Annotated in this window: 18 protein-coding genes; 12 read left to right on the top strand and 6 right to left on the bottom strand. The window is 63.0% G+C overall.

What is annotated here, in order from left to right:
- Positions 1-9: 9 nt before the first annotated feature.
- On the top strand, positions 10-630 hold the full coding sequence (gene gmk, locus J3B00_RS02795) for a guanylate kinase (RefSeq protein WP_209863369.1): 621 nt from the start codon (positions 10-12) through the stop codon (positions 628-630).
- A gap of 137 nt (positions 631-767) precedes the next feature.
- Here the strand turns inward: gmk and J3B00_RS02790 are convergent, their stop codons facing one another.
- From J3B00_RS02790 to J3B00_RS02780, 3 genes are all read right to left on the bottom strand, one after another.
- Positions 768-2,315: an APC family permease gene (locus J3B00_RS02790; RefSeq protein ID WP_209863367.1), complete on the bottom strand. Its 1,548-nt coding sequence runs from the start codon at positions 2,313-2,315 to the stop codon at positions 768-770.
- A 113-nt stretch (positions 2,316-2,428) separates the two neighbouring features.
- The gene (locus J3B00_RS02785) at positions 2,429-3,202 is read right to left on the bottom strand and encodes a gamma-glutamyl-gamma-aminobutyrate hydrolase family protein (protein WP_209863364.1); all 774 of its coding nucleotides are present in this window, start codon (positions 3,200-3,202) and stop codon (positions 2,429-2,431) included.
- 4 nt (positions 3,203-3,206) lie between these two features.
- On the bottom strand, positions 3,207-4,589 hold the full coding sequence (locus J3B00_RS02780) for a glutamine synthetase family protein (RefSeq protein ID WP_209863361.1): 1,383 nt from the start codon (positions 4,587-4,589) through the stop codon (positions 3,207-3,209).
- A gap of 209 nt (positions 4,590-4,798) precedes the next feature.
- On the opposite strand from J3B00_RS02780, the gene J3B00_RS02775 reads away from it, so the two are divergent.
- The 5 genes from J3B00_RS02775 to J3B00_RS02755 all read left to right on the top strand — a co-directional run bounded on the left by J3B00_RS02775 (position 4,799) and on the right by J3B00_RS02755 (position 9,521).
- Positions 4,799-5,674: a LysR family transcriptional regulator gene (locus tag J3B00_RS02775; protein ID WP_209863358.1), complete on the top strand. Its 876-nt coding sequence runs from the start codon at positions 4,799-4,801 to the stop codon at positions 5,672-5,674.
- 222 nt (positions 5,675-5,896) lie between these two features.
- A complete protein-coding gene (gene rpoZ, locus J3B00_RS02770) occupies positions 5,897-6,160 on the top strand; it encodes a DNA-directed RNA polymerase subunit omega (RefSeq protein ID WP_101322874.1) in 264 nt (87 codons plus the stop codon).
- A gap of 59 nt (positions 6,161-6,219) precedes the next feature.
- Positions 6,220-8,328 (top strand): bifunctional GTP diphosphokinase/guanosine-3',5'-bis pyrophosphate 3'-pyrophosphohydrolase, encoded by a 2,109-nt coding sequence (spoT, locus tag J3B00_RS02765; protein WP_209863355.1) that lies wholly within the window; start codon positions 6,220-6,222, stop codon positions 8,326-8,328.
- A gap of 23 nt (positions 8,329-8,351) precedes the next feature.
- Entirely contained in the window at positions 8,352-8,732 is a 381-nt protein-coding gene (locus J3B00_RS02760; RefSeq protein WP_119137156.1) for a RidA family protein, read from the top strand.
- A 57-nt stretch (positions 8,733-8,789) separates the two neighbouring features.
- Complete coding sequence (locus J3B00_RS02755) at positions 8,790-9,521, top strand: hypothetical protein (protein WP_209863351.1); 732 nt, start codon at positions 8,790-8,792, stop codon at positions 9,519-9,521.
- Positions 9,522-9,649: 128 nt separating this feature from the next.
- On the opposite strand, the gene J3B00_RS02750 is transcribed toward J3B00_RS02755, so the two are convergent.
- Complete coding sequence (locus J3B00_RS02750; RefSeq protein ID WP_209863348.1) at positions 9,650-10,507, bottom strand: NAD-dependent epimerase/dehydratase family protein; 858 nt, start codon at positions 10,505-10,507, stop codon at positions 9,650-9,652.
- 190 nt (positions 10,508-10,697) lie between these two features.
- Between J3B00_RS02750 and exbB the strand changes: the two genes are divergently transcribed.
- The 6 genes from exbB (at position 10,698) to J3B00_RS02720 (ending at position 17,410) form a co-directional block, all read left to right on the top strand.
- A complete protein-coding gene (gene exbB / locus J3B00_RS02745; protein ID WP_209863345.1) occupies positions 10,698-11,666 on the top strand; it encodes a tonB-system energizer ExbB in 969 nt (322 codons plus the stop codon).
- 3 nt (positions 11,667-11,669) lie between these two features.
- Positions 11,670-12,098 carry a TonB system transport protein ExbD gene (exbD, locus tag J3B00_RS02740; RefSeq protein WP_209863343.1) on the top strand — a complete coding sequence of 143 codons (429 nt, stop codon included), beginning with the start codon at positions 11,670-11,672 and terminating at the stop codon, positions 12,096-12,098.
- Complete coding sequence (locus J3B00_RS02735) at positions 12,095-12,826, top strand: energy transducer TonB (RefSeq protein WP_209863341.1); 732 nt, start codon at positions 12,095-12,097, stop codon at positions 12,824-12,826. Before exbD ends, J3B00_RS02735 begins: the two co-directional genes overlap by 4 nt.
- A 93-nt stretch (positions 12,827-12,919) precedes the next feature.
- Positions 12,920-13,846: a hydrogen peroxide-inducible genes activator gene (locus tag J3B00_RS02730; protein WP_209863338.1), complete on the top strand. Its 927-nt coding sequence runs from the start codon at positions 12,920-12,922 to the stop codon at positions 13,844-13,846.
- Positions 13,847-13,849: 3 nt separating this feature from the next.
- On the top strand, positions 13,850-15,928 hold the full coding sequence (recG, locus tag J3B00_RS02725; RefSeq protein ID WP_209863335.1) for an ATP-dependent DNA helicase RecG: 2,079 nt from the start codon (positions 13,850-13,852) through the stop codon (positions 15,926-15,928).
- Positions 15,929-16,006: 78 nt separating this feature from the next.
- Positions 16,007-17,410 carry an aminoacyl-tRNA deacylase and HDOD domain-containing protein gene (locus J3B00_RS02720; protein ID WP_209863331.1) on the top strand — a complete coding sequence of 468 codons (1,404 nt, stop codon included), beginning with the start codon at positions 16,007-16,009 and terminating at the stop codon, positions 17,408-17,410.
- A 148-nt stretch (positions 17,411-17,558) separates the two neighbouring features.
- Here J3B00_RS02720 and J3B00_RS02715 read toward each other — a convergent pair whose 3' ends face one another.
- Positions 17,559-17,933: a helicase gene (locus tag J3B00_RS02715; protein WP_209863328.1), complete on the bottom strand. Its 375-nt coding sequence runs from the start codon at positions 17,931-17,933 to the stop codon at positions 17,559-17,561.
- Positions 17,934-18,078: 145 nt separating this feature from the next.
- Positions 18,079-18,384: an HU family DNA-binding protein gene (locus J3B00_RS02710; RefSeq protein WP_043199840.1), complete on the bottom strand. Its 306-nt coding sequence runs from the start codon at positions 18,382-18,384 to the stop codon at positions 18,079-18,081.
- Positions 18,385-18,511: the final 127 nt, after the last annotated feature.

The following is an 18,511-nucleotide window of genomic DNA, read 5'->3' as shown; positions in this document are numbered from 1 at the left end:
ACCCCTACCATGAATCACTGCAGCGGCACCCTTTATATCGTTTCGGCCCCGTCTGGCGCAGGCAAGACCAGCCTGGTCACGGCGCTGACCCAGGCCGATGAACACATTCGCGTCTCGGTTTCGCACACCACCCGCGCCATGCGCCCGGGTGAAGAGCACGGCGTGAACTACCACTTCGTCGCCCACGAAGACTTCAAGGCGCTGATCGAGAAAGGTGACTTCCTCGAACACGCCGAGGTGTTCGGCAATTACTACGGCACCTCGCGCAGCGCCTTGCAGCAGACCCTGGACCAGGGCATCGACCTGATCCTCGAGATCGACTGGCAAGGTGCGCAGCAGGTGCGCGAGCTGATGCCCGAGGCGCTGTCGATCTTCATCCTGCCACCGAGCCAGGAAGACCTGCGCCATCGCCTGACCGGGCGTGGCCAGGACAGCGAAGCGATCATCGAAGGGCGCATGAAGGAAGCAGTCAGCGAGATGGAACACTTCGCCGAGTACGATTACGTGATCGTCAATGATGATTTCGCGACCGCGCTGGACGACATCAAGGCGGTGTTCCGCGCCAATCGCCTGCTGCTGGCCAAGCAGCAACAGCGCCATGGGGCGCTGCTCAAGCAACTGGTTGGCTGATCCATAGCCGGGGCCTCTTCGAGGCCCTTTCGCGACACAAGGCCGCTCCTACAGGTTCGACGCCAGCCATAAGCTGAGCGCGGTCCCCTGTAGGAGCGGCCTTGTGTCGCGAAAGGGGCGCAGAGCGCCCGCAACGATCAGTCCTGCAACTGCAGTTTTGCCTGCTGCTGCAAGGTAGCCCCGAGGAAAAACGCCGGCAGGCGCAGCCTGGACAGCAACATCAGGCAGATCCCCAGCAGCGAGATGATCGCCGCAATCACGAACACCAGCCCCAGCCCACCCACATGCGAGCCGCTGCCAAAGTCTGGCGAAGCGCTGTCGATTGCCGTGCGCACGAAGATCACCGACAAGATCACCCCACCCAGCAACGGGCACACCCCGCGCATGAAGAAGTGGCGCAGGCTGGCGAACAGGCTGTGGCGGAAGTACCAGACGCAAGCAAAGGCCGTCAGCGAATAGTAGAAGCAGATCATCATCCCCAGCGCAGTGATGGTATCGGCCAGCACGTTCTCGCTGAGCGTGCGCATGGTCACGTAGAACAGCGCTGCGGCGATGCCGGCGCAAATCGTCGCGTAACGCGGCGTCTGCGAACGCGGGCAGACCTTGGCGAAGCGCTGCGGCACGGCGCCGTAGTACCCCATCGCCAGCAACGTACGCGCAGGCGAAACAAAGGTCGACTGCAACGAAGCCGCGGTACTGGCCAGCACCGCGACCGACATCAGAATCGCCAGCGGCCCCATCACCGGACCTGCCAGGTGGGCGAAGACGTTCTCCTGGATGCGCGGATTACCCAGGCCCAGGCCGACGTCGCTGATGCCGGCGAACTGCAGAGTGGCAATCGCCGTCAGCAGGTACAGGAACAGGATCAGCAGCACCGTCCAGGTGGCGGCCTTGCCCGGCACTTCATCACTGCCAATCGACTCTTCACTCACCGTCAGGCACACGTCCCAACCCCAGAAGATGAAGATCGACAGCGACAAGCCCGCCGCAAACGCCGAGAACGACTCGACACCAAACGGGTTGAACCAGGCCAGATCAAAGGCCAGCGGTGGTGGCGCCGTGGTTTCACCGAACGCGGCGAAGGCAAAGCCGATCAGCACCAACAGCTGCAAGGCCACCAGGCCGTACTGCACGGTCATGGTCGTGCCCATCCCTCGGCAGCAGATCCACACCGCCAGGGCAATGAACGCGCAACAGGTGATGATGTTGATCGGCAGGTTGTCCGCCAGTGCCGCCAGCGACTGGTCGCCGGTGATCTGCGCAAGAAACAGATAGAAGAAGTCCACCGCCACGCCGGCCAGGTTGGACAACACGATGGTCGTGGCCACCACCAGCCCCCAACCGCCGATCCAGCCGATCATCGGGCCAAAAGCCCGCGCCGACCAGGTAAACGAAGTGCCGCTGTCCGGCTCTGCCGCGTTCAGCTCACGGTAGCCCAGGGCGACCAGCAACATGGGCAGGAAGCCGACGATGAACACCGCCGGCAGGTGCGCACCGACTTCACGCACGGTCGGCCCGAGGGCGCCGGTCAGGGTGTAGACCGGGGCAATGGTAGAGATGCCCAGCACCACGCTGGCCAACAGGCCAAGACGGCCCTTGGCCAAGCCCTTGCTGACCCGCGTGCCCGTGTTGTCTGGATCGGTCGCCGCATCGGGTGGGCGGCCGGTTTCAGTCTTTACGCTCATGAGTATTCGCCGTTTATATTGGTATTGTTTTACAGACCTTCCATAGCGGGGTCCGCTTTCACTCATTGAAAGCTGCTGCAACGGGGTGAGTCATCCGAGACCTTCGGCTGAGCTCAGGATGCCTTCTGCGGTAAACCCTCCCGAGCAGCATGGGCGATACAGGCCTCGCGAAACGCCTGAAACAGGCGTAGGGAGACCGGGTTTTCGGCGAAACGCCATTCCGGGTGCCATTGCACGCCGAGCACGAAGCCCGGCGCATCAGACATGGACACCGCTTCAATCAGGCCATCCGGGGCCTTGGCCTCGACGCGCAGGCCGGGGGCCAATCGGTCGATACCTTGGGCGTGCAGCGAGTTGACCTCGAACTGCTCGGCCAGGCCCAAGCGCTCGAACAGCCCACCCGCTTCAATGCGCACACTGTGCCGAGGGCCGTATTGCACCTCCAGCGGTGCCTCCTGCGATTCGCGATGGTCAAGGTAGCCGGGCAGCTCATGCACGCGCTGGTGGAGGCTGCCGCCAAGGGCCACGTTCAATTCCTGGAAACCACGACAGATGCACAGCACCGGTACGCCGGCGGCAATTGCCGCCCGCAGCAGCGGCAAGGTCAGGCTGTCACGCGCCTGGTCGTGACGGGTACCCTCGGCGCTGGGGGCGCCATTGTAATGATGCGGCTCGACATTTGAAGGCGAGCCGGTAAAAACAATGCCGTCGAGTGTGGCCAGCAACCTGGCAGGGTCGCCGGCCACATCGCGGGCCGGGAGAATCAGCGGAGTGCCGGCAAAGCCGGCTGCCTCGACATACTTGTCGCCGACCGTGTGCGACGAGTTCTTCCCAACCTGCTGGCGGCAGGCGCTGACACCGATCAGAGGGACCGCATTTGCGCTCATGGGCTTACACCGTGTGCAGGTACCAGTTGTACTCGAGGTCGGAGATCGACACTTCGAACTCAGCCTGCTCGCTTTCCTTGCAGGCGACGAAGATGTCGATGTAATCCGGGCTGATGTATTGGTTGAGGACTTCACTGTCATCCAACGCGCGCAGGGCGTCGCGCAGGTTGTTCGGCAGGCTCTGCTCGAGCTGCTCGTACGAGTTGCCTTCGATCGGCTCGCAAGGCTCGAGCTTGTTGACCAGACCGTGGTGGATGCCGGCGAGGATCGACGCCATCATCAGGTACGGGTTGGCATCGGCGCCCGCCACACGGTGCTCGATACGCACGGCATCGCTGCTGCCGGTCGGCACGCGGACTGCCACGGTGCGGTTGTCCAGGCCCCAGCTCGGTGCATTGGGCACGTAGAACTGAGCGCCGAAGCGGCGGTACGAGTTGACGTTGGGGCAGAGGAAGGCCATTGACGCGGGCATGGTTTCCAGCACCCCGGCGATGGCATTGCGCAGCGGCTCGCTCTCGAGCGGGTCTTCGCTGGTGAAGATGTTCTTGCCGGTTTTTTTGTCCAGCAACGAAATGTGCACGTGCAGGCCATTACCCGCCTGGCCCGGGTAGGGCTTGGCCATGAAGGTAGTGTCCATCTCATGGTCGTAGGCGACGTTCTTGATCAGGCGCTTGAGCAGGATCGCGTAGTCGCAGGCCTTCATCGGGTCAGCGACATGGTGCAGGTTGACCTCGAACTGCGCCGGGGCGCTTTCCTTGACTATCGCATCCGCGGGGATGCCCTGCTCCTTGGCGGCCTCGAGCATGTCCTGCAGGCAGTCGGCGTACTCGTCGAGGTCGTCGATCAGGTACACCTGGGTCGACTGCGGGCGCTTGCCGGAGATCGGCGAACGCGGCGGCTGCGGACGACCGTTGAGGTTGTCCTGGTCGATCAGGTAGAACTCCAGCTCGAACGCCGCGCAGATATCCAGCCCCAGATCGTCGAACTTGCTCACCACCTGGCGCAGCACTTCACGCGGGTCGGCGAAGAACGGCTCGCCTTCGATCTCGTGCATGGTCATCAGCAGCTGGGCGGTGGGGCGCTTTTGCCAGGGCTCGTAGCACAGGGTGCCGGGGATCGGGTAACAGATCCGGTCGGCATCGCCGATGTCCAGGCCAAGGCCGGTGCTCTCGACCGTCGAGCCGTTGATATCGAGAGCAAACAACGACGCCGGCAGGTTGATGCCGCGCTCGTAGACCTTGTGCAGGCTGGCGCGCTCGATGCGCTTGCCGCGGACCACGCCGTTCATGTCGGAGATCAGTAGATCAACATACTGGATGTCCGGATGGGCCTTGAGAAAGTCATTCACTTCGCTGGAAGAACTGGCGCACGGGGTGACCGACGTCATGGCTGTACATCCTATGATTTGGAGCGGCGATGTGGAGGGGTACGGCAGGCGCCTCACGGGCGACGATGGTTGCTGCTGTTGTTTTTTTCACGGTCCCATCGTGGGGATTTTCTGGCCCGACGGGGTGCATTGATTCCCGCAGGCCGTTTCACTATAAAATGGCCTCAACGCAACAGACATTGGCATTTCGGCAAGCAGAGCGTGCACCAATGCAATATCAGATTACCCATGCCGACCTTTCCCTGGTCCTGGCCCTGGAGCGAGGTAGGTCGCTGGCCAAGGCCGCCGAGCTGCTCAAGGTCGACGTTTCGACGGTGTTCCGCTCGATCCGCCGCCTGGAATCGGCGCTGGGCACCGCGCTGTTCGTGAAAAGCCGCAAGGGCTACCTGCCGACCGACACCGCCCAGGCCCTGGCCGAGCAGGCCGAACGCGCCGAGCTGGCACTGGAGGCGGCGCGCATCGCCCTGACCAGCGGTGAGCAGGTCGTCAGCGGCACGGTCCGCCTGACCTGCACCGAGGCCGTGCTGCACAGCCTGCTGCTACCGGCCCTGGCGACGTTCATGCCGAACTACCCGGCGTTGTCACTGGAACTGGGTACCTCCAACACCTTCGCCAACCTCAGCCGGCGCGACGCCGACATTGCCCTGCGTCTGACCAACACACCGCCCGAGCATCTGGTCGGGCGCTGCCTGGGCTCGACCTCCTACGTCATCTGCGGCCACCCCAGTTTGCGCGAACGCCTCGCCGAGGCCCCCGGCAGCGTGCCGTGGATCGCCCCGGACGACTCGATGCAGGATCACCCGACGGTGGTCTGGCGCAACCAGCAGCACCCAGGGCTGATCCCGCGGTACATGTGCAGCGGCATGTCGACCATCGCCCAACTGGTCAGCACCGGCCTGGGCGTGGCGGCGCTGCCCGATTACATGGTGCATGACCTGCCCGACGTCGAGGCGCTGAGCGCCGCGCTGCCCGGTTGCGACACGCAGTTATGGCTGCTGACCCGGCCGGACTGCCGCGCCTTGCGCTCAGTGCAGACGCTGTTCGAGGAACTGACCCCGCATTTGCGCGGGGCGATGTTGCGTTAGGCTCCAATCGTCTGTTGTATTTGAGGCCTGGAAACCGTTATCGTCAGAGCCATCAAGGCGTCTGTAGCGCCCCTTTCGCGGGGCAAGCCCGCTCCCACGGATTGTCCGCGAAAACCCGGCCGTCAAAACAGCCCTTCCCTATTGGCTGGTGATTTTTTAAACTACACAGTCCGCCTGCCCATTCTGGGCTGTACGCCTACCGCATTGCTACTGAGGAAGACCATGGCCCGCGTAACTGTTGAAGACTGCCTGGAACACGTGGATAACCGTTTTGAGCTGGTCATGCTCTCCACCAAACGCGCCCGCCAACTGGCCACCGGTGGTAAAGAACCACGCGTGGCATGGGAAAACGACAAGCCTACCGTTGTTGCCCTGCGCGAGATCGCTGAAGGCATCATCACCAACGAATTCCTCGCGGCCGAAGAGATCGTCACTGAGGATCCGGTATTTGCCGCGTTCGAGGACGAGTCCAACGAGGCTGTCTGATTGATGCCAGGTCGACGTCGCGCGGCAACCGGACCTCTACCTTGGCTGGAGGCAAACCCATGCCGAGCATAGACACCCTCGCCGAACGGCTGTCGACCTACCTCGGCCCAGACCAGGTCAACCTGGTCCGCCGAGCCTACTTCTACGCCGAACAGGCGCACGATGGGCAACGCCGCCGCAGTGGCGAACCCTACGTGACTCATCCGCTGGCAGTCGCCGGCATCCTCGCCGACATGCACATGGACCATCAGAGCCTGATGGCGGCCATGCTGCACGACGTGATCGAAGACACTGGCATCGCCAAGGAAGCCCTCAGCCAGCAATTTGGCGAGACGGTCGCCGAGCTGGTTGATGGGGTCAGCAAGCTGACCCAGATGAACTTCGAGACCAAGGCCGAGGCGCAGGCCGAAAACTTCCAGAAAATGGCCATGGCCATGGCCCGCGATATCCGCGTGATCCTGGTCAAGCTGGCCGACCGCCTGCACAACATGCGCACCCTGGAAGTGCTCTCCGGCGAAAAACGCCGGCGCATCGCCAAGGAAACACTCGAGATCTACGCCCCGATCGCCAACCGCTTGGGCATGCATACGGTACGCGTAGAGTTCGAAGACCTCGGCTTCAAGGCCATGCACCCGATGCGCTCGTCGCGCATTCACCAGGCGGTCAAACGCGCCCGTGGCAACCGTAAAGAGATCGTCGCCAAGATCGAACAGTCGCTGGCCAACTGCCTGGCCACCGATGGTATCGAAGGCGAAGTCAGCGGTCGCCAGAAGCACCTCTATGGCATCTACAAGAAGATGCGCGGCAAGCGCCGTGCCTTCGGCGAGATCATGGACGTGTATGCGTTTCGCATCATCGTCGACAAGGTCGACACCTGCTACCGCGTGCTCGGCGCCGTGCACAACCTGTACAAGCCGCTGCCCGGACGCTTCAAGGATTACATCGCGATCCCCAAGGCCAACGGCTACCAGTCGCTGCACACGACGCTGTTCGGCATGCATGGGGTGCCTATCGAAATCCAGATTCGCACCCGCGAGATGGAAGAGATGGCCAACAATGGCATCGCCGCGCATTGGCTGTACAAGTCCAACGACGACGATCAGCCCAAGGGCAGTCATGCCCGCGCCCGTCAGTGGGTCAAGGGCATCCTCGAGTTGCAGCAGCGTGCTGGCAACTCGCTGGAGTTCATCGAGAGCGTGAAGATCGACCTGTTCCCGGACGAGGTCTACGTCTTCACCCCGAAAGGGCGAATCATGGAGCTGCCCAAAGGCTCCACCGCGGTCGACTTCGCCTATGCGGTGCATACCGACGTCGGCAACAGCTGCATCGCCTGTCGCATCAACCGGCGCCTGGCGCCGCTGTCCGAGCCGCTGCAAAGCGGTTCGACGGTGGAAATCGTCAGCGCCCCAGGCGCGCGACCGAACCCGGCCTGGCTCAATTTCGTGGTCACCGGCAAGGCGCGTACGCACATCCGTCACGCCCTCAAGCAGCAACGCCGCTCCGAGTCGATCAGCCTCGGCGAGCGCCTGCTGAACAAAGTGCTGACCGGCTTCGACAGCAGCCTGGACAAGATCTCCCAGGAGCGCATCCAGCCGATCCTCGCCGAGTATCGCCTGGAAGTCATCGAAGACCTGCTCGAAGACATCGGCCTGGGCAACCGCATGGCCTACGTGGTCGCCCGCCGCCTGCTGTCCGCCGAGGGCGAGCAGCTGCCGGCACCGGAAGGCCCGCTGGCGATTCGTGGTACCGAAGGCCTGGTGCTCAGTTACGCCAAGTGCTGCACGCCGATCCCGGGTGATCCGATCGTCGGCCACCTGTCGGCGGGTAAAGGCATGGTGGTGCACCTGGAAGACTGCCGCAACATCAGTGAAATCCGCCACAACCCGGAGAAGTGCCTGCAGCTCTCCTGGGCCAAGGACGTCACTGGCGAGTTCAACGTCGAGCTGCGTGTCGAGCTTGAGCACCAGCGCGGCCTCATCGCCTTGCTGGCCAGCAGCGTCAACGCCGCCGACGGCAACATCGAGAAGATCAGCATGGACGAACGCGACGGCCGTATCAGCGTGGTCCAGCTGGTGGTCAGCGTGCACGACCGCGTGCACCTGGCCCGTGTGATCAAGAAGTTGCGCACCCTGACCGGCGTGGTCCGCATCACCCGTATGCGTGCGTAGTCCGTCAACCGCAAGGAGTCATCATGACCAAGACCGTCATCAACAGCGACAAGGCCCCAGCCGCCATCGGTACTTACTCCCAGGCGATCAAGGCCGGTAACACCGTGTACATGTCTGGCCAGATCCCGCTGGATCCGAAGACCATGGAGCTGGTCGAGGGCTTCGAAGCCCAGACCGTGCAAGTGTTCGAGAACCTCAAGTCGGTTGCCGAGGCTGCTGGCGGTTCGTTCAAGGACATCGTCAAGCTGAACATCTTCCTCACCGACCTGAGCCATTTCGCCAAGGTCAACGAGGTCATGGGCCGCTACTTCGAACAGCCCTACCCGGCCCGCGCCGCCATCGGCGTTGCTGCTCTGCCCAAGGGCGCCCAGGTCGAAATGGACGCTATCCTGGTCATCGAATGATGCCGTAGGTGACGGGCGCCCTGCCCGTCACCTTTTCTGCCCCCAAGGTTTCCCACCATGCGTCATGCCCTGTCTCTTACGTTGGCAGCCCTGCTCCTGGGCGGCTGCGCCAGCCACAAACCCGAAGATTACAACGGTACCTGGATCAACCAGGCCGCCATCGATGCCGCCGCCAAGGGTGGCAGCCTGCGCCAGGCACTCGCCGCGCATGGCCCGGTGTTCGAGTGGAAACTCGATGTCGCCCGCCAGCACGCCAGCTACAGCAATGGTTTCGAGGCCGCTGATGGCAGCCTGAGCGCTGCCGAGAAGCACTGGCAGGCCAGTTTCCAGGGCGGTCAGACCGAACAGCTGGAGCTCGACGGCAAAGCGCTGAATGTCACTGGCCAGTCCGGTGCGCAACAGACCTTCGTCAAGCCCCAGTTACCGGCAGCGGCAGACACACCCCTGGGCAGCAGCTTCGAGAAAGCGCTATACCAGAGCTACCTGAAAGGTGATTGGAAGATTGTCGAAGGCCAGGGTCAGGGCGCCGTGGTGCGCTTTGCCGACAACGGCAGCCTGACCGGTCTGCCAGGGCCTGATCGTTACGCGCTGTGCCTGGCAGGCGATTGCGCCAGCATGGGCGGCAGCAACGATACCCTGTGGCTGGAGCGCAACCAGCGTGGCGCGCCGTTCGTGTTCAAGCGTGACGGTGACCGGCTGGAGATCTTCCAGGCGGTCAATCGCGCGCAAGCGGGCGATATGCCGCAGCTGGCGCCCGGTGCGCGCCAGTGGTTGCTGGAGCGCGGCTAAGTAACAGGCCTGGATTTGGGCTAGCTTCTTCGCGGGGCAAGCCCGCTCCTACAGGGGCTCAGGTGATCCTGTAGGAGCGGGCTTGCCCCGCGAAGAGGCCGGTACCAACACCGCCTCCGCGTGCTGACTCAACCAAGCCCCTGCAAAATCGCCGCATAGCCCTCTTTATAGCTCGCATACTGCGGCACCCAGCCCAACGCCCGAGCCCGCGCATTGCTGCAGCGCTTGCTGCCAGTACGACGCACCCGCTGTTCATCGGACCACTCGGTAACCCCCATGTACTCGCGCAACCAGGCGACCACGTCGGCCAACGGCGCCGGATCGTCGTCCACGCCTATATAGCAGTCCTCCAGCGCCACCCCGCGCGCATCCGCCTGCAGCAGATATGCCAGCAGGCTGGCGGCATCCTCGGCATGGATCCGGTTGCCATAGAGAGGAGGCTGCTCGGCAACCCGATAGCCTTGGCGCACCTGGCTCAGCAGCCATTCTCGACCCGGCCCGTAGATCCCGGTCAACCGCACTACGCTGGCAGGGATACCACTGGCCAGCGCCAAGCGCTCGGCCTCAAGCATGATCCGGCCCGAATAGCCCTCAGGCTCGGTAGCCGCAGTTTCATCGACCCACTCACCCTGCTGTTGGGCAAACACGCTGCTGCTGGAGACGAACAACAAGCGTCGCGGGTTCTGCCCTCGGGCCTGCAACCAGCTCAGGACATTCCGCAGGCCGTCGACATAAGCCGCCTTGTATCCCGCTTCGTCATGCTGGCTGGCCGCCAAGCAATAGATGACATAGTCCGGCGCACGATCCGGCCAAGCAGCCGGAATGGCGTCATCGGCCAAGTCCGCAGCGACCGGTTGAACGCCCTTTGGCAATTGCCCGACCGACCGCCTCAGACCGCTGACATGCCAGCCAGTGGCCAGTAGTTGTTGGGCCAAACGCCCGCCAACATCTCCGCATCCCACGATCAAAGCCGATAAATCTGACATTACAAGACTCCATTTCTAAAGGCTCAGGCTAGCCGGACTACACGATCAACGGCTAGACAAAGATTAAAAAAACCAATCCTATTGCTTCTGTTAACAAGAATTACTTGCAATAATGGCCGCCAATCTGTTCTCGGCCCACCTCGAGGCCGTGGTGAACGTCAACTCTTTTTCTTCATCAGGTCCGGCCAGCATGACTCGTAATCAACCTTCCGCTTCGCCAACCCCGTCGCGCGCATGGCGCGCCATTGCCGCGCTGATGTTCAGCCTGGTACTGGCCCCAGCCGCCATGGCCGATGAGCCTGTCGCTCCGGCAGCCAACACCCCTGCTGCCGCCACCGCCCCTGCTGATGCCTCGGCGCCAGCCCCGGCCGCCGCAGCGGCTGAAGGCGCTGCCGTCGAAGGTCAGGCACCTGCTGGCGAAAACGTTGAGGCGCTGGTTGAAGACACCACCCTGGGCATGGCGCATGACCTGTCCCCATGGGGCATGTACAAGAACGCCGATATCGTCGTGAAGATCGTCATGATCGGCCTGGCCATCGCCTCGATCATCACCTGGACCATCTGGATTGCCAAAGGCTTCGAACTGCTGGGCGCCAAGCGCCGCCTGCGTGGCGAAGTCGCCGTGCTGAAGAAGGTCGCCAGCCTCAAGGAAGCCGCTGAGGTCTCCAACAAGGAAGGCACCCTGGCCCACACCCTGGTCCATGACGCCTTGGAAGAAATGCGCCTGTCGGCCAACGCCCGCGAAAAAGAAGGCATCAAGGAGCGCGTGGCGTTCCGCCTCGAGCGCCTGGTCGCGGCCAGCGGTCGTAACATGAGCAACGGCACCGGCGTGCTGGCTACCATCGGTTCCACCGCACCGTTCGTCGGTCTGTTCGGTACTGTATGGGGCATCATGAACAGCTTCATCGGCATCGCCAAGACCCAGACCACCAACCTCGCCGTGGTTGCTCCCGGCATCGCCGAAGCCCTGCTGGCAACCGCGCTGGGCCTGGTTGCGGCCATCCCGGCGGTAGTCATCTACAACGTCTTCGCCCGCTCCATCGCTGGCTACAAGGCACAGGTTTCCGACGCGTCGGCGCAAGTCCTGCTGCTGGTCAGCCGTGACCTCGACCACCAGGGTAGCGAGCGCGTCGCCCCGCACATGGTGAAAGTGGGGTAAGCCATGGGCCTGCATCTCAACGAAGGTGGCGACGACCTCGCCGAAAACCACGAAATCAACGTTACGCCGTTTATCGACGTGATGTTGGTACTGCTGATCATCTTCATGGTGGCAGCGCCCCTGGCCACGGTCGACATCAAGGTCGACCTGCCGGCCTCGACCGCCAAGCCCGCGCCCAGACCCGAGAAACCGGTGTTTGTCAGCGTCAAGGCCGACCAGAAGCTGTACGTCGGCGACGATCAGGTCGTACAGCCCGGCCAGCTTGGCGCGATGCTCGACGCCAAGACCAAGGGTGACAAGGAAACCACCATCTTCTTCCAGGCCGACAAGGGCGTGGATTATGGTGACCTGATGGAAGTGATGAACAACATGCGCGCGGCCGGCTACCTCAAGGTCGGTCTGGTAGGTCTCGAGACGGCAGCCAAGAAATGACGAAGACGCGGCACAATCTGGCGCGTTACAGCGGCAGCTTGGCGATCGTGCTCGCACTGCATGTCATCGCCGTGCTGCTGACGCTCAACTGGTCGGTGCCCCAAGCCATCGAGCTGCCTCCGGCAGCCATGATGGTCGAAATGGCACCGCTCCCTGAGCCAGCGCCGCCACCACCACCCAAGGCTGCACCCAAGCCGCCGGTGGAGGTTGAAGAACCGCCCATGCCCAAGCTGGTAGAGGCGCCGAAACCGAAGATCGCCATTCCCAAGCCGCCCAAGCCAAAGGCCAAGCCCCAACCGCCCAAGCCTGAGAAAAAGCCTGAGCCGGTCAAGGATGAACCGACCAAGGAAGAGGTAGTCGACACACCACCGAGCACTGCGCCTGCGCAGAAATCGGCGGCACCGGCACCGAGCATCTCGTCCAATAGCAACGCCTTGCCAACCTGGCAGAGCGACCTGCTGCGCCATCTGGCGAAGTACAAGCGCTATCCGGAAGATGCCCGCCGCCGAGGCCTGCAAGGTATCAACCGTCTGCGTTTCGTGGTCGATGCCGAAGGCAAGGTACTGTCGTACTCGATGGCGGGTGGTTCGGGCAGCGCAGCGCTGGACCGGGCAACCATGGAAATGATCCGTCGCGCGGGCAACGTACCCAAGCCGCCGGCTGAATTGCTGAACAATGGCACGATCGAAGTGGTAGCACCCTTTGTCTACTCGCTGGACAAACGCTGACACTTTGCTTCTGTCACAAAACGGCAAGTCTGATAACGTGCGTCTATCGATTGCAGCCGCTATGCTGGGGCCGCAACTTCATGGACGCACGTTATGACCCTCACAGAACTTCGCTACATCGTCACCCTCGCCCAGGAGCAGCACTTCGGCCACGCTGCCGAGCGTTGCCACGTCAGCCAGCCCACCCTGTCGGTCGGTGTGAAGAAGCTGGAGGACGAGCTTGGCGTGCTGATCTTCGAGCGCAGCAAGAGCGCGGTACGCCTGACCCCGGTCGGCGAAAGCATCGTTGCCCAGGCGCAGAAGGTCCTGGAGCAGGCCCAAGGCATTCGCGAGCTGGCCCAGGCGGGTAAAAACCAGCTGACGGCGCCCCTCAAGGTCGGTGCCATCTATACCGTTGGCCCCTACCTGTTCCCCCACCTGATTCCACAGCTGCACCGGGTCGCCCCGCAGATGCCGCTGTACATCGAAGAAAACTTCACCCACGTGCTGCGCGAGAAGCTGCGCAACGGCGAACTGGACGCGGTGATCATCGCCCTGCCGTTCAACGAGGCCGATGTGCTGACCTTGCCGCTGTACGACGAACCGTTCTGCGCGCTGATGCCCGCCGACCATCCCTGGACCGCCAAGAAGACCATCGATACCGCCCTGCTCAACGACAAGAGCCTGTTGCTGCTCGGCGAAGGTCACTGCTTCCGCGACCAGGTGCTGGAAGCCTGCCCAACCCTGAACAAGGGTGGCGACGGCTCCAAGCACACCACGGTCGAGTCCAGCTCGCTGGAAACCATTCGCCACATGGTCGCCTCCGGCCTGGGTATCTCGATCCTGCCGTTGTCAGCCGTGCACAGCCATCATTACGCCCCCGGCGTGATCGAGGTGCGGCCGCTGACCGCGCCGGCGCCGTTCCGCACTGTGGCCATCGCCTGGCGTGCCAGCTTCCCGCGGCCGAAGGCCATCGAGATCCTGGCTGACTCGATCCGCCTGTGCTCGGTGGTCAAGGCACCTGTGGAACAAACGGCCTGAGCCATGAACGAGCTGTCTAAGGTCCCCGTCACCGAACTCAAGGGCGTCGGCGAGGCGATGGCGGAAAAACTCGCCAAGGTCGGCCTCGAGAACCTGCAGGATCTGCTTTTCCACCTGCCCATGCGCTATCAGGATCGCACCCGCGTCGTGCCTATCGGCCAGTTGCGTCCTGGCCAGGATGCGGTCATCGAGGGCGTGGTCAGCGGTACCGACGTGACCATGGGCAAGCGCCGCAGTCTGGTCGTGCGCCTGGGTGACGGCAGCGGCGTGCTGACCCTGCGTTTCTACCACTTCAGCAACGCGCAGAAGGAAGGCCTGAAACGTGGCACCCATCTGCGCTGCTATGGCGAGGCACGCCCCGGCGCCTCGGGCCTGGAGATCTATCACCCGGAGTACCGTGCGCTCAACGGCAGCGAGCCGGCGCCACCGGTCGAGCAGACCCTGACGCCGATCTACCCGACCACTGAAGGCCTGACCCAGCAACGCCTGCGCCTGCTCTGCCAGCAGAGCCTGACGATGCTTGGCCCGCGCAGCCTGCCTGACTGGTTACCGCCCGAGCTGGCCACTGACTATCAGCTGGCACCGCTCGACGAGGCCATTCGCTACCTGCACAACCCGCCGGCCGATGCCGATCTCGACGAACTCGCCCTGGGCCATCACTGGGCCCAGCATCGGTTGGCCTTCGAAGAACTGCTGACCCATCAACTGTCGCAACAGCGTCTGCGCGAGAGCCTGCGCAGCTTGCGCGCGGCGGTGCTGCCCAAGGCCAGCCGGCTGCCAGCGCAGTACCTGGCCAACCTTGGTTTCGCCCCTACCGGCGCGCAGCAACGGGTCGGCAACGAGATCGCCTACGACCTCAGCCAGGGCGAACCGATGATGCGCCTGGTGCAGGGCGATGTCGGCGCTGGCAAGACCGTGGTCGCCGCGCTCGCCGCCCTGCAGGCGCTGGAGGCAGGTTACCAGGTGGCATTGATGGCGCCCACTGAGATCCTCGCCGAGCAGCATTACATCACCTTCAAGCGTTGGCTGGAGCCGCTGGGTATCGAAGTCGCCTGGCTGGCTGGCAAGCTCAAGGGCAAGGCTCGCGTCAGCGCTCTGGAGCAGATTGCCGGTGGCGCGCCAATGGTGGTCGGCACCCATGCGCTGTTCCAGGAAGAGGTCAAGTTCAAGCACCTGGCCTTGGCCATCATCGACGAGCAGCACCGCTTCGGCGTGCAGCAGCGGCTGGCCTTGCGCAAGAAAGGCGTGGCCGGCGAACTCTGCCCACACCAGCTGATCATGACCGCCACGCCCATTCCGCGGACCTTGGCCATGAGCGCCTACGCCGACCTCGACACCTCGGTGCTCGACGAGCTACCGCCTGGGCGTACGCCGGTGAATACCGTGCTGGTGGTCGATAGCCGCCGCTTCGAGGTGGTCGAGCGGGTTCGCGCGGCCTGTGCCGAGGGGCGCCAGGCGTATTGGGTGTGCACCCTGATCGAAGAATCCGAAGAGCTCACCTGCCAAGCCGCAGAGAGCACCTATGAAGACTTGGGCAGCGCCCTCGGCGAACTGCGCGTGGGCCTGATTCATGGGCGCATGAAACCCGCTGAAAAAGCCGCAGTGATGGCCGAATTCAAGGCCGGCAATCTCCAGTTGCTGGTCGCCACCACGGTGATCGAGGTGGGCGTGGACGTACCCAACGCCAGCCTGATGATCATCGAGAACCCTGAACGCCTCGGCCTGGCCCAGCTGCACCAGCTGCGCGGTCGAGTCGGTCGCGGCAGCGCAGCCAGCCACTGTGTATTGCTTTATCACCCGCCATTGTCGCAGATCGGTCGCGAACGCCTGGGCATCATGCGTGAAACCAATGATGGCTTCATCATCGCCGAAAAGGACCTCGAACTGCGTGGCCCCGGCGAGATGCTCGGGACCCGCCAGACCGGCCTGCTACAGTTCAAGGTCGCCGACCTGATGCGCGACGCCGACCTCCTGCCGGCGGTGCGCGACGCCGCCCAGGCGCTACTGGAGCGCTGGCCTGATCACGTCAGCCCGCTGCTCGACCGCTGGCTGCGCCACGGCCAGCAATATGGCCAGGTGTGACGCACTTCTCGGAATGGATCCAGTCTGTCGATCAGGCTGGTTATACTTTGCGTTTAAAGGATTTCTTGGATACAGACCATGACTGAAGTTGCCCTGGACACCGCAACCCCACACGCACCGTCTGTCATCCGGCTGTTGCTCGAAAAACTCGGCGTGAGCTACCGCGAGGTGCCTGAGCATCCGCAACTGCCGGCTGCTTCGCGTGTGCAGGCGGCCCTGCTCGATGACGAGATCGGCGCCTTGATGGTGCTGTTCCCGCAGGACCACCTGCTCGACCTCAACCGCCTGACCGAGTTGACCGGCCGCAAGTTGGTTGCCGTGCCCCTGGCGCGGCTCAAGCAGATGCTCGACAAGCACCACCTCAAGGCCCTGCCAGCCATTCCGGCGCTGACCAGCTCGCCGTGCCTGTATGAGGAGCGTCTGCTTGACGCGCATACACTGCTGATCCAGTCGGGTGAAGCCGGCTTGCTGCTGGAGATCGAACGTGGACCGTTCAAGCGCATGCTGATCAAGGCCAGCGCGGGTAATTTCGGCCAGAAAGTTGAAGACATCCGGCCAAACCTGAACCGCCCGGACGATGACAGCCATGAAATCACCCAGGCGGTGCAGGCCTTTACCGCCCGACGCATCCAGAAGCGCCTCGAAGAAACCATCGAGATCCCGCCGCTGGCCGACACCGCGCAGAAGATCATCAAACTGCGTGTCGACCCCAATGCCAGCATCGACGATATTACCGGCGTGGTCGAAACCGACCCGGCCCTGGCCGCTCAGGTAGTCAGCTGGGCGGCGTCGCCGTATTACGCATCGCCGGGCAAGATCCGCTCGGTGGAAGATGCCATCGTCCGTGTGCTGGGCTTCGATCTGGTGATCAACCTTGCGCTCGGCCTGGCCCTGGGCAAGACCTTGGAGCTGCCCAAGGATCATCCACAACAGGCCACGCCGTACTGGCAGCAATCGATCTATACCGCTGCAGTCATCGAGGGCCTGACCCGCGCCATGCCCCGAGCGGAACGCCCGGAGACCGGCCTGACCTACCTGGCGGGGCTGTTGCACAACTTCGGCTACCTGCTCCTGGCGCATGTCTTCCCGCCGCATTTCTCGCTGATCTGCCGGCACCTGGAGGTCAACCCGCACCTGTCCCATACCTTCGTTGAGCAGCACCTGCTGGGGATCAGCCGCGAGCAGATCGGTGCCTGGCTGATGAAGCTGTGGGATATGCCGGACGAGTTGTCCACTGCGCTGCGCTTCCAGCACGATCCGGACTACGAGGGTGAGAACGCCGCGTTCCCTAACCTGGTGTGCCTGGCGACGCGCCTGCTGCGTTCGCGCGGCGTTGGTTCGGGGCCGCAGCAGCCGATCCCGGACGCGCTGCTTGAACGCCTCGGGCTGAGCCGGGACAAGGCTGAGGATGTGGTCAGCAAGGTGCTGGAGGCGGAGGCACTGTTGCGTGAACTGGCTTCGCAGTTTCATGCGCCGCACTGAGACCAGCTGATGATCCTGCCTTAAGGTCCGCCCTCTCGAGACCTGTAGGAGCGGGCTTGCCCCGCGAAGAGGCCGGTCCAGGTACCGCGGTGTATGGCACCGGCTGCGCCGGCTTCGCGGCAAGCCCGCTCCTACAGGGGGGTGGGTCTCAGGCCTTCTTCTTCGGCTTCAGGTACTTCATCAGGCCTTGGAACCACATCACCAAGGCAGGGTTGCCTTTGATCTGGATGTGCTTGTCCTGAATCCCCTGCATGAATGCCAATTGCTTGTTACTCGCCTGCATCGTGGCAAACCCGTAAGCGGCATCCTTGAAGGCAATGGCGAACGCCGGCTGCGAGTGTGGGCCGCGCTTGCTGCTGATGCGCTCGTTGCGCACGATGAAGTGACGGGCAACCTTACCGTCGAGGGTCTGCATCTGAAACACCAGGTCCTTGTCGCGCAATTGCTGCTGGAATGCAGGGTTATTGCGACTGGCCCGGGCCATCAACAGGCCCATGGCCCAAAGAAGAAAGCGAAACTTCATCGACGCACACCGATTAAAAAGTGACTGAGTGGCGCAGTTTATCCCCTTCTCGACCCTTTAATGCAAGTTCGCCGTAGTTACCGTGTGTAAAGCACAACGGGCGCCCTGAAGGCGCCCGTTCGATGACTGTGCAGTGGAGCAATGACTACTTTTTCTTGGCAGCCTTGGCCGGCGCCGCAGGTGGATTCACGCTGTCTTTGAGGTTTTTGCCGGGTTTGAAGGCGACCGTGTTGCTGGCCTTGATCTTCACCGGTTCGCCGGTCTGCGGGTTCTTGCCGGTGCGTGCGCCACGATGACGCTTCTCGAAGGTGCCAAAGCCGACCAAGGTAACGGTGTCCTTGTCGAGCGCACCGGTGATGCTGTCTAGGATCGCATTAAGGACCTGATTGGCCTTTTCCTTGGTCAAATCGGTCTTTTCTGCGATGACGGCGGCGAGTTCTGGTTTGCGCATAGTGAAGCCTCTTGGACGGGAGTTCTTGTTGTTATTGCCGTGCTGCTTGGCAAAGCAGCGCTCAAGGCGCCGCAGGCTCTAAACTGCGGCAGACGCGACTGAGAATGGCACGCTCATGGGTACCGCG

The sequence above is a fragment of the Pseudomonas sp. BP8 genome, assembly GCF_017875955.1.
In the GTDB taxonomy this organism is placed as follows: Bacteria; Pseudomonadota; Gammaproteobacteria; order Pseudomonadales; family Pseudomonadaceae; genus Aquipseudomonas.
Note: the sequence above shows the minus strand (reverse complement) of the source record. Positions and strands in the feature narration are given on the sequence as shown.

Excerpts from the sequence above, each read along its gene's own strand:
- J3B00_RS02760 (WP_119137156.1), top strand. The coding sequence starts at position 8,352 with ATGACCAAGACCGTCATCAACAGCGACAAGGCCCCAGCCGCCATCGGT.
- J3B00_RS02750 (WP_209863348.1), bottom strand. The coding sequence starts at position 10,507 with ATGTCAGATTTATCGGCTTTGATCGTGGGATGCGGAGATGTTGGCGGG.
- recG (WP_209863335.1), top strand. The coding sequence starts at position 13,850 with ATGAACGAGCTGTCTAAGGTCCCCGTCACCGAACTCAAGGGCGTCGGC.
- gmk (WP_209863369.1), top strand. The coding sequence starts at position 10 with ATGAATCACTGCAGCGGCACCCTTTATATCGTTTCGGCCCCGTCTGGC.
- J3B00_RS02720 (WP_209863331.1), top strand. The coding sequence starts at position 16,007 with ATGACTGAAGTTGCCCTGGACACCGCAACCCCACACGCACCGTCTGTC.
- J3B00_RS02785 (WP_209863364.1), bottom strand. The coding sequence starts at position 3,202 with ATGAGCGCAAATGCGGTCCCTCTGATCGGTGTCAGCGCCTGCCGCCAG.
- J3B00_RS02780 (WP_209863361.1), bottom strand. The coding sequence starts at position 4,589 with ATGACGTCGGTCACCCCGTGCGCCAGTTCTTCCAGCGAAGTGAATGAC.
- J3B00_RS02735 (WP_209863341.1), top strand. The coding sequence starts at position 12,095 with ATGACGAAGACGCGGCACAATCTGGCGCGTTACAGCGGCAGCTTGGCG.
- J3B00_RS02715 (WP_209863328.1), bottom strand. The coding sequence starts at position 17,933 with ATGAAGTTTCGCTTTCTTCTTTGGGCCATGGGCCTGTTGATGGCCCGG.
- rpoZ (WP_101322874.1), top strand. The coding sequence starts at position 5,897 with ATGGCCCGCGTAACTGTTGAAGACTGCCTGGAACACGTGGATAACCGT.
- J3B00_RS02755 (WP_209863351.1), top strand. The coding sequence starts at position 8,790 with ATGCGTCATGCCCTGTCTCTTACGTTGGCAGCCCTGCTCCTGGGCGGC.
- spoT (WP_209863355.1), top strand. The coding sequence starts at position 6,220 with ATGCCGAGCATAGACACCCTCGCCGAACGGCTGTCGACCTACCTCGGC.
- J3B00_RS02730 (WP_209863338.1), top strand. The coding sequence starts at position 12,920 with ATGACCCTCACAGAACTTCGCTACATCGTCACCCTCGCCCAGGAGCAG.
- J3B00_RS02710 (WP_043199840.1), bottom strand. The coding sequence starts at position 18,384 with ATGCGCAAACCAGAACTCGCCGCCGTCATCGCAGAAAAGACCGATTTG.
- J3B00_RS02775 (WP_209863358.1), top strand. The coding sequence starts at position 4,799 with ATGCAATATCAGATTACCCATGCCGACCTTTCCCTGGTCCTGGCCCTG.
- exbB (WP_209863345.1), top strand. The coding sequence starts at position 10,698 with ATGACTCGTAATCAACCTTCCGCTTCGCCAACCCCGTCGCGCGCATGG.
- exbD (WP_209863343.1), top strand. The coding sequence starts at position 11,670 with ATGGGCCTGCATCTCAACGAAGGTGGCGACGACCTCGCCGAAAACCAC.
- J3B00_RS02790 (WP_209863367.1), bottom strand. The coding sequence starts at position 2,315 with ATGAGCGTAAAGACTGAAACCGGCCGCCCACCCGATGCGGCGACCGAT.